The organism is Reinekea sp., assembly GCF_982785585.1.
Genome location: NZ_CEYAVF010000016.1, coordinates 68,093 through 79,025 on the forward strand (window position 1 = coordinate 68,093; position 10,933 = coordinate 79,025).

Annotated in this window: 5 protein-coding genes; 4 read left to right on the plus strand and 1 reads right to left on the minus strand. The window is 55.0% G+C overall.

What is annotated here, in order from left to right:
- Positions 1 to 492 precede the first annotated feature (492 nt).
- On the minus strand, positions 493 to 639 hold the full coding sequence (locus AC4FIC_RS08300; protein ID WP_476196299.1) for a hypothetical protein: 147 nt from the start codon (positions 637 to 639) through the stop codon (positions 493 to 495).
- A 300-nt stretch (positions 640 to 939) separates the two neighbouring features.
- On the opposite strand from AC4FIC_RS08300, the gene recC reads away from it, so the two are divergent.
- The 4 genes from recC to AC4FIC_RS08320 all read left to right on the plus strand — a co-directional run bounded on the left by recC (position 940) and on the right by AC4FIC_RS08320 (position 10,749).
- Entirely contained in the window at positions 940 to 4,224 is a 3,285-nt protein-coding gene (gene recC, locus AC4FIC_RS08305) for an exodeoxyribonuclease V subunit gamma (protein WP_100258397.1), read from the plus strand.
- The gene (gene recB, locus AC4FIC_RS08310) at positions 4,217 to 7,624 is read left to right on the plus strand and encodes an exodeoxyribonuclease V subunit beta (RefSeq protein WP_476195108.1); all 3,408 of its coding nucleotides are present in this window, start codon (positions 4,217 to 4,219) and stop codon (positions 7,622 to 7,624) included. The genes recC and recB overlap by 8 nt, the downstream gene beginning before the upstream one ends.
- A complete protein-coding gene (recD, locus tag AC4FIC_RS08315) occupies positions 7,621 to 9,387 on the plus strand; it encodes an exodeoxyribonuclease V subunit alpha (protein ID WP_476194548.1) in 1,767 nt (588 codons plus the stop codon). Before recB ends, recD begins: the two co-directional genes overlap by 4 nt.
- A 231-nt stretch (positions 9,388 to 9,618) precedes the next feature.
- The gene (locus tag AC4FIC_RS08320) at positions 9,619 to 10,749 is read left to right on the plus strand and encodes a Fic family protein (RefSeq protein ID WP_100258400.1); all 1,131 of its coding nucleotides are present in this window, start codon (positions 9,619 to 9,621) and stop codon (positions 10,747 to 10,749) included.
- Positions 10,750 to 10,933: the final 184 nt, after the last annotated feature.

Here is a 10,933-nt window from a genome sequence, read left to right on the forward strand (position 1 = left end):
TGTTGTCTCTTCATGCTGATCATCCCATTCGCTTATAGGAGCTTTTAAAAAACCAAACAAACCCCAAAAAAACCCCAAAATAAAACCGAACAACTCGAACCAACAGAGTCCCTCTGCCAGCCCGACCTGCCCGCCTTTTTACCTTTTAGGGCCCGCGCCTGAGTGGGCCATATATCACGAACGATTCAGAACGGGGGTGACGTTCATGCACTCGGCGATTGCTGTCGCCATTGTAGTATCCTAGATCACGACGCAGATGTTCACTCACATCGATGAAACGAATTTCAGTACTTTTGTTCCGACGAGATGAAGTAGCGCGTGAAACGGTACGGCGAAATAGCGCGCGAATACGCGCAAAGGTATTGGCCAAGTTCATAGTAAACTCCTAGAGCTAAGTTTTATGAACCGGAGTTTTAAACGAGGTAGGAAAGATATGGACTATCTTTACCAATCGAACCGCGCTGAAGACTCGCGGTTCGGTTGGTTTAAAAACTAAACGAAACGCGGATTATCGTTATCGATCGCATGTGCGCCGCTAAATGAATTCCAGAAATTCATTGCGGTACGCATAGCAACAGAACAACCCCGGCCGATATTGGCCGAATGAAGTTGGGCATTGTGTTTTTGCATGCTCACCATCTGAGTTCTCCTGGATAACGCGAATTATTTTCGCAGTTTGTTTGTTGGCCGACGGATGTCGACATTTATAGGCTAACAGGCTGTTGCATAAAATCAACCACTGCGTTTCAGTTTTTGCATGTTTTTCCATATTGCTTTTGGTTTGTCCACATTGGCTTCTGCATTATGAAAAGCTAACATTTATTCCGGCCGCGCTCGGTCTCTGTTCAGTGTTGCGGTTCGGCCTGCCATAGCCGGTGCACTGAGCGCTTAAAAGCCCGGGTGTGATACACTGCCCGCAACGTTCAGGATGCCTATTCCATGCTCTATACCTACCCGTCGAACCGGCTTGAAAACCTGGTCAGCGCGCTCGATACCTTGCTGCAATCCTCCACCGCGCCGGTGCTGGCCGCCGATGTCATTTTGGTGCAACACCCGGGTATGCAGCATTGGTTGAGTATGGAGCTGGCCAAGTTACCGAGCCGGCAAATCTGCATGAACGCCGTTTATCCGTTGCCGGTGCGCTATTTCTGGGATCTGATTCGGCTCATATTGGGGCCGGAGCGCATCCCGGAGCGGTCGGTGTACAGTCGGGAGATTTTGGCTTGGCGTATCTACGCCCTATTGCAAACCCCTGCGCTGGCTGACGATCCGCTGATGGCCGAACCGACCCAATATTGGCAAGACCAACCTGCAACCCTGCGTGACAGCCGTCGCTTTCAACTGAGCGAACAGCTGGCCGATCTCTATGAACAGTATCTGATGTTTCGGCCCGAGTGGATTGAGCAGTGGCAGACCGGTGCTACGCCCCATTGGCAGGCTAAGCTGTGGCAAGCCCTGGTCGCGCAAAACGCCGACCATCCACTGGCGTTAATGCGAGCCGCCTTGGGGTCTATCGACCAGCCAGCGGCCAAATTGCCCGGCACCTTTTATATTTTTGGTATCAACGCCCTGGCACCGATCTGGCTCGACTTTCTCAGCCAAATTGCCAGTCGAGCGGACGTCGATATTCATCTGCTTTATCTCAATCCCAGTGTCGAGTATTGGGATGAACTGCGCTCGGAAAAACAACTCAGTAAGGAACTGGTGCGGGCCTCGCAAACCCGGGCCAACTGGGTCCTAGAACAGCAGGACGCGCAACGCACCAGCCTGCCCGATGTCGGTAACCCCTTACTCGCCAGCTTGGGCCACCAGGGCCAGACCTTTGTGCGTCTGCTGTCCGATAAGGCGCACTATGACTTACAGGTGTTTTCGCCGGTTGGACGCCAATCTTTTCTCGGCCAATTGCAGGATGACATCTTACAGCTCAAGGATGCTCGGCCGACCCCGCCAGCACTGCCCGAGCCACCCGCCGATGAGAGCATCTGCATCACCTCGGCGCACAGCCCCTTTCGCGAGGTGCAAGCCCTGCACGATTGGTTGCTGCATCAGTTCAATCAGGACCCAAGCCTGACTCCGAAGGATGTGGTGGTGATGTGTCCCAATGTCGAGGACTATGCGCCCTTTGTGCAGGCGGTCTTTGCGCGCAGCTTCGCCAACATTCAAGACAGCGTGCCGCCCCTGCCGTGCTCCATTGCCGACCGTAATCTAAAAGATGCCGATCCTACGGTCGCGGCCTTTCTCGAGCTGCTCACCCTGCCCGATGCCCGCTTCGAGGTGAATCAAATCTTGGCCTGGTTACGGGTGCCGGCCATTGCCGCCAAATTTTCGCTTTCGGCCAATGATATTCAAACCATCAGCCAGTGGTTGGAGCACGCCAATATTCATTGGGGCTTGAACAGCCAGCACAAGCAACAGTGGGTATCAGGCGAAGTAAGTGACCACTTTACTTGGCAGCAAGGGCTAGACCGGCTGTTACTTGGCTTTGCCTACAGCGATCAGAGCCTTTACCTGAACGATCAGGTTCTGCTGCCCGATGTCGAAGGCAGTGCCGGTCTGTTACTCGGTAAGCTCACCCAGATTATCGGCCAGCTGCGCGATGTACGTTCCCAGTTAGTGGCCGCCCGCACACCATCTCAATGGCAGGCCTATCTGATCGAGCAGATCCAGATTGCCCTGCTGTCCAGCGATGCACTGTTTGAACGCAGTAATCAGGCCCTGCTTAAGGCGATCAATGATGTTACCGAATACGCCAATCAGGCCGGCCTACAGGCGGAAAAAATTCCGCTCACGGTGATGCGTGCAGTGTTGGAGCAAGCCTTTGCCAGCCCGGAACAGACCGGCAGCCAATTTATGACCGGACAAATCACCGTCTGTTCGATGGTGCCGATGCGTTCGATTCCGTTTCGTATTGTCGCCATTCTTGGACTCAATGACGGTCAGTTTCCGCGTACCCGCCCGCCGCTCGGCTTCGATCTCATGGCCCAAGACCCGATTCGGCTCGGCGACCGATCGCGCCGGGGTGACGACCGCTATCTGTTTTTGGAAGCGCTGTTATCGGCACGCGATGCGCTCTATTTAAGTTATCAGGGTTACGATATTCACAAGAATGAAGAGCGTCCGCCATCCTTGGTGCTTGATGAGTTGATCAACTATCTCAACCTGGGTTATGGCTTCGACCCCGCTCACGATTTACGCCGCATGGCCCTGCAGCCGTTCAGTCGAAAAAACTATCAGGGTGCTTTGCCTTCCTTCGATGCCCATTGGGCGAGCCTACTCGATGCCCGCCCACTGGTTGACCAAGGCCACCAGGTGCCGCCCTTGGCGGAGCTAAAAAACCATTGGCGACTGGATGAATGGATCCGATTTTTCACCCACCCAGCGCAGTACTTTGCTCAGCAACGGCTCGGTTTATATTTGCAGCAGGATCGCGACGAGGGCCTGGACGACAGCGAACCCTTTGATATGAGTTACCTCGACCGGTACAGCATTAAGGTTGAGTCGATACAACAGGCTATTCAAGCGCAAACGACTCCGAGCGCCTCGGTCGACATCCTGACCTATCGCCGGGCCAATAGTGCCGTGCCGCTGCACGCCTTGGTGGGCGAGGAAATCGCTCAGTGGCAAGATCAGGCGGCCGATTTCAGCCGCCATTTGATCGCACTCGGCGCACAGACCCTAACGCTCAGCCATAGGGTACTCGAACTCAACAGCGCAACACCGGCACTTGAGCTAACCGCCGACCTGCCGCTGACCGACTCGCATGGGTTGCTGTTTTGGCGCCCGGCTTCGATCAAGGGTAAGGATCTGATCAGCCTCTGGTTGCACCATCTGGTCGCCAACGCCGGCGGCGAGTCGTGCCACAGCCAGGCCATTTTTCACGGTACCAAGGAGAGCCTGGTCTTGCTCAGCTGTGCGCCGGTAGAGCAGGCGCAAGCGCAACTGAGCGCATTCTATGCCGTGCTCAAACAGGGTCTGGAGCAGCCGTTGTTTTTAAACGCCGATCTGGCGCTGGCCTGCCTGTTGGGCAAGGACGATGACAAGGCCTTTGCGTCGAATTGGCAAGACAGCTATAACCAGCGCGGCTACAGCTATGATTCCTATATCGCCCAGTTTTGGTCGGTGCGGCCAGACTACGACAGCACCCTGGCCGCCGTGCAGGACTGTTACGGTGCACTGATCGCCGGTATTAAAATCACCACCCTAAGCGAGGCCGAGCATGAATGAATTAGACAGCACCAGCCTGGTCTTGCGCGGCGCGCACCTGATAGAGGCCAGCGCCGGCACCGGCAAGACGCACAATATAGTGCGCATCTATTTGCGCCTGCTGTTGGAGCGCGAGCTGGGTGTCGAGCAGATTTTGGTGATGACCTTTACCAACGCCGCCACGGCCGAACTGCGCAATCGCCTAAGCCGTTTTTTACGCCAAACGGCGGAGCATTGGCAGACCGACAGCGATCCGGTGATCGTCGCATTGCGTGGCAAAATGTCTACCGAGCGCGCGCAACTCCTACTGAACCGTGCCCTGCTGCAATTGGATGAGGCGGCTATTTTTACCATTCACGGTTTCTGTAAACGCGCCCTGTCGCAGCAGGCTTTTTTCAGTGGCATGAGCTTCAATGCCAATTTAGAAGCCGACACCAGTTTGCTGACGCTGCAAGCCACCCAGGATTGGTATCGCGAACAGATGCAATTCGATACCTATGACATTCTGTATTCTGCTTGGAAAACGCCAGAAATATTTATCCAACATTGGCGACCGGTGATCGATGGCAGTCACCCAATCAGCTTGCCCCCGGCCCCGCAATTGGACACTCTATTGGCAAATTTCGTCAGTGCCTGGCCGGACGAGCGACCGCTCTTCGCCAAGCATAATGTCGACAATAAACGGGCCAAGGCTGAAACTCGAGCACTCAACCGAGCAACGTTGGAGCGGCTCGATCGCCTAGCCGATGATGGCGATCTGGCCGACGAGCGCGACCTGGATGCCAGCCAACTAAAAAGCTGCTTCAGTACGGCCACCAAAAGAACCGTCATGCCGGCAACGCACGAGCTGATGTTGGCCCTGGCGAGCGGTCGCGATACCGTTAAGATCCGCTTGGCCTTGACCGGGGTCGAAGCCATTCGTGCGCATATCCATCAGGATAAGGACCGTCTCGATCAACTCGGTTTTAATGACCTGATCATTCAGCTCAAATCCGCTCTGCACGGGCCCAATGCCGACGCTCTGGCAGCAGCCCTGCTAGAGCAGTATCCGGCCGCCTTAATCGATGAATTCCAAGACACCGACCCCGATCAGTATGCCATTCTCAGCGCCCTCTATACCGGGCAGCCGGATGCTTTCGTGTGCATGATTGGCGACCCCAAGCAGGCCATCTATGGGTTTCGCGGCGGCGATGTGTTTGCCTACTTGCAGGCCCGCCAGCAGGTCGATTATCAATGGACCATGAACACCAACTACCGTTCCGATCCGGCGGTGATCCACGGTTACAACCGAACCTTTTTGCAGCAGGAAAGTCTGCTCAACCGCCACACCTTTGGTTTCGACATCGAATACCGCGCGGTCAATCCGGCGCCCGATGCGCTCGACCCCGTCTGGTCCGATGGCGACCGGCGCAGTGCGGTGCAGTGGGTGCATTTTGCCAGCGACCCGAGCGCCAGCAAGGGCCTAACCAAGGCATTCCAAAGCACCATGGCCCGCTGGTGTGTTGCCGAAATAGTCGAGTTGATCAGCCAGGTTCGGGTTGATGATGTGCCGGTGCAAGCCGGCGACATTGCCCTGCTGGTGCGCAGCTATCGCGAAGCCGAACTGCTGCAGGATTACCTGACCGCGGCGGGTATCCATTCGGTCTATCTGAGCTCGCGCGCCGATGTGTTTCAGTCGGCCGAGGCCGAACAGTTACTGCTCTTGCTCACCGGGATCTGGCAGTTCGATAACGACCGGGCCTTTATTGCCGCCTTGGCCTGCCAATGGATCGGCCTCAGTACCGGCGAACTGGAAGCCCTGCAGCAGAACGAACACCAGTGGGCCCAGTGGCAGGCGAAATTTGAACAGTGGCGCACCGATTGGCAAAAGCTAGGCCTGATGAGTATGGTGCTGGCGGTGTTGCAGCAACATTTTCGGCCCAGCTCAATCCGGGTCGACCGCCAGCTGACCAACATGTTGCATCTGGCCGAACGGCTGCAAAAGGAGAGCGGCCATTTGCGCACGCCCGATGCGCTATTGCATTGGTTCGAGCGCGCCCGTCAAGACGGCGCGCACAGCGAGGGCAACCTGCTGCGCCTGGAAAGCGATGAGGCGCTGGTGAAGATTATTACCCTGCACGGCGCCAAGGGTTTGGAATACCCAATCGTGTTTTTGCCCTTTGTCAGCTATTTTGGCAAGAGCCCAAAGGCGGCCTCGGCAGTGCGCTACCACGACCGCCACAGCGGCACAGCGCATCTATCCTTTCAAGCCAGTGACGAGATCCGCCGGCTGGCCGACGAAGAGGATCAGGCCGAGCTGGTACGACTGTTTTACGTTGCCGCCACGCGGGCCTCAAAGCGGCTCTATTGCTGTATGGCCAACTTTGCCAGCTTCCCTAAATCCGCCTTGGCGCTGACCCTAAAGCAGTCGACCTATGATGTGCCGGCCCTGACCGACTTGCTCAGCGTCGCCGGCGCGGCCAGCCTGCTCACGGTGCCCGACCGGCAGATCCCGGCAGCCTATTGGCACGATCCGAGCACGCACAGCGCGGTGCAACCGGCCCAGTTTAATGGCCATATCGAACGCGACTGGTGGCTCAGTTCGTTCTCGGCTCTGACCCGCCATGTGGGCCACAGCGGCCACACCACACCGGACCGCGATGAAACCGACCCGGCACTGCCGGCCAGCAGTGCCACCCAAGCATTACGCTTTCGCCTGGCCAAGGGCGCCGAGGCCGGTAATCTATTACACGATTGCCTGGAGTCGGCCGACTTCGCCGCGCCCGATTTCGCCACACTCTATGCGCAGGCGGCGGACCGTTACAGCAGTCTTGCCGACACTTACACAGAGGCTGAGTTCACCCTGTGGATAAGCGAGATCCTAGCCGCGCCGCTGACTCAGGGCGGCAGCCTAGGTGAGCTCGGTGCCGAGCAGAGCCTGCGCGAAAGTGAATTTTATTTTCCCATGCGCGGCAGCCGAGTTAGCCTGCTGGCTGAGCTGATTGCCGAACACCGCGGCAGCGACTATCAGCTGCCGGACCATCTAAAACTCAAAGGCATGATGCATGGCTTTATCGATTTAATTTTTCAACGCGACGGCAAGTTTTACGTCGCCGATTATAAGTCGACCTTTCTCGGCGAACAGCTCGCCGACTATGGCCACGAGGCAATGCAGGCCAGCATTCACAGCAATAGCTACGATGTGCAATACCTGATCTACGCCCTCGCCCTGCATCGCTATCTCAAGGTGCGCTTGCCGAACTATCAACCGGCCGAGCACTTCGGTGGCGTCTATTATTTTTATCTGCGCGGCATGGGCCCGGATCAACCCGGCGGGGTTTTTTACGATCCGCTCAACGCCGATCTGCTGGCTCGACTCGATGCAATTTTCGCCCTACCGCATGACGTTGTCGACCAACCAACCGGGACGCTCACCCTATGACGCTTAACCTAGCCAGCCCCTTTCAGGCGCTCGACTTCGCATTGGCCGAGAGCATCGCTCAGTGGCATCAGACAGATGATGCGCTGTTCAAACAATCGGTGATGGCGGTCAGCTATGCCTTACAACAGGGGCACAGTTGCCTGTCGCTGGTGCAGTGTCTCGACGAGGCGCCGTACCGTGATATGAGCCAGTTTGGCCTGCCGGCCTTGCCCAGCGTTGCGGATTGGCAGACGCACTTATCGACCTTTGGCATCGGCCCCGAGGATGGGTCACCGTTGGTGCTGCACAATCAGCGCCTCTACTTACGCCGTTATTGGCAGTTTGAAAGCGAGCTGTTGGCTTTCTTGGCCGAGCGCTATCAACAACCCAGCAGTCTCAGCCAGGCTCAGCTCGAGCAGGCGCGCAAACTCTTGGCCAGCTATTTTGCACCGACGCCGGGGCAAATCGATTGGCAGCAGGTCGCCGCGGCCAACAGCCTGTTCAGCAATGTCAGCACCATTATTGGCGGCCCCGGTACCGGCAAGACCCATACGGTGACGCGTATTCTTGCGCTGCTCGCGGGCCTGAGCGATCGGCCGCTGGTGATTAAACTGGCCGCGCCGACCGGCAAGGCAGCACAGCGCCTGGCCGAGGCAATCCGCGAGGCTAAGGCGGCATTGAATCTGGATATGTTGGTCGATCAGGCCATCCCCAATGAGGCCCACACCCTGCACCGATTGCTCGGGGTCATTCCCAATCGACTGCAGTTTCGTCACCAAGGTGATAACCCGATCGAGGCCGATGTGCTGTTGATCGATGAGGTCTCGATGGTCGACTTACCGCTGATGGCCCGGCTGTTCCGCGCGATCAAACCGACCACGCGGCTGATTCTGCTCGGCGATGCCGATCAACTGCCCTCGGTCGCTGCCGGCAGCGTCTTGGCCGATCTGGTGCGCAAGCCACATCCCGGTTACAGCGAAGCCCGCCGCAGCCAGTTGCAAGCAGTGGGTATCAAGCTCCCGGCCGCCAGCATCGAGCTTGGCGCCCCGCTCGACAGCGTAACAGAACTGACCCTGAGTCGACGTTTTGCCCACGGCAGTGGCATTGGCGCCCTGGCCCAAGCGGTGATCCGGGGCGATGCTTCGGGCAGCCTGGCGGTCTTTACCGATGCCGCCGATCTAACCTGGCTCGGCGCACACGACCTGCACGATTGCCTGCACGGCTGGATTCGCAACCATTACCGGGCCATCGCCGAACAGCCCGATCTGCACCAGGCCTTTGCGCACTTAAAGACCTTCCGCATCCTGTGCGCCCTTCGTGACGGCGAACGCGGCGTAACGGCCCTCAATGACTGGATCAGCCAACGGCTCAATCCCAGCCGGCAACCCTTCTTTAAGGGCCAACCAATCATGGTCACGCAGAATCACTATGGTCTAAAACTCTTTAATGGCGATGTCGGCCTGGTCTGGCCGAACGAGGACGGGCAGTTAATGGTCTGGTTCGAGGCCGAGGGTGAACCGCGTCCGGTGACGCCGGGTCGCTTACCGACCTTCGAGACGGTGTACGCCATGACCATCCATAAAACTCAGGGATCGGAATTCGATGAAGTGGCGTTGGTGTTACCGGACCATCAATCGCAGTTGCTGAGCCGGGAACTGATCTACACCGGCCTAACCCGAGCCAAAAAACGCTTCAGCTGCTTGGGCACGGCTGCTGTTTGGCGCGCAGGGGTTACGGCGCGGGTTGATCGCTGGGCGGGGTTGGCGGCGCGGTTGCAGGGATAAGACTCGGTGGTCAATAATCGCTCCACCCCTGATCTCGGCCTCGATAGATCCATATCAAAATAGCTAGACTCTCAAATTTATGAAGAAATGAGAGTCTAGATGAATAGGCTTCCATAGATTCACGTCTAAACAGATAGCCTCTCACTTTTAGTGATATTTGACATTCAAATAACTAACAATATAGTAGTCAAACTACATTGATATCAATATTTCCCATATAGTGAGAGCCTAATGGACGTTAAGGATCTAGATCTAGAAGATGCAGTACATTATCACTACGACCAATTCCCCCCTAAGCAGATGAATTATGGAAATTTCGTTGATAGCTTGATTAAGGCGACTGACGCGATAGCTCGATATGATCAGATGCTGAAGAATATGCATAATAGCGAGATACTATTAGCCCCTCTAAGAAATCAGGAAGCTGTTATTTCATCGAGAATGGAAGGCACTGTAAGTACGATGGATGAGATTCTAAAATACGAAGCGGACCATAAGGGGGAAGCTACAGAAAACCCAAATGTACGATCGGAAGTAATCGAAACCATTCTTTATCAGAGAGCCTTAAAAGCTGCACAAGAAGCAATGAATGATGGCTACCCCATTTCTCAATCAATGATAAAAGCAATTCATCAGCGCCTTCTGTCGTTTGGTCGAGGTGCTAGCAGGTCTCCCGGAGAATTCAAAAAAGAGCAAAACTATCTCGCTGATCGAAATAAGAAGAAGATACTATTCGTTCCAATTCGCCCTGAGCAATTGCAGGATGGCTTGGACATATTATTTGAATATATAAGTAAAAATACTGATCCAGCATTGATTAAATCAGCTATGGCTCACATTGAGTTTGAAGCATTGCATCCATTTAAAGATGGTAATGGACGAATTGGTCGAATGCTAATAACGTTAATGCTATGGAAGTCTGGCACCATATCATCTCCCCATTTTTATGTGAGTGGCTATTTCGAGGATAATAAAGACGAATACATCGATACAATGAGGCGTGCATCGGAAACTGGAAACTGGGATGAATGGTGCTCTTTCTTTCTGAAAGCAATCGAACAGCAAGCCATAAAAAACTTAGCTATTGCTGAGAATATAAGAGAGCTCTATGAAGAAATGAAGCAAGTCTTTGCTGAAGTACTGTCTTCAAAATGGAGTGTAACAGCTCTTGATTTTGTATTTACAAATCCCGTGTTCCGCAATAACAAGTTTACATCTAATAGCGGAATTTCTGCTGCAACAGCAGCACGATTCACCAGAACGTTATTAGATGAAGGTATTATTCGAACTGTTGAGGAAGCGTCAGGAAGAAGACCCGCGCTATACTCTTTTGAGCCGTTAATGAATCTAGTTCGAGTTTAAACATCTAACCCTGCCCGGTCGTACTAGGTCATATAGCCGCCTGGGAGAAGTTCTACCATGACCATTCAGAAAACCCAGGGCTTGGAATAGGATGAGGTGGCGCTGGTACAAACGGACCACCCCATTAAGACGCAACCAATTTAACTGTTCACTATAACCTGTCGGACTATAATTAGCTGAGCGT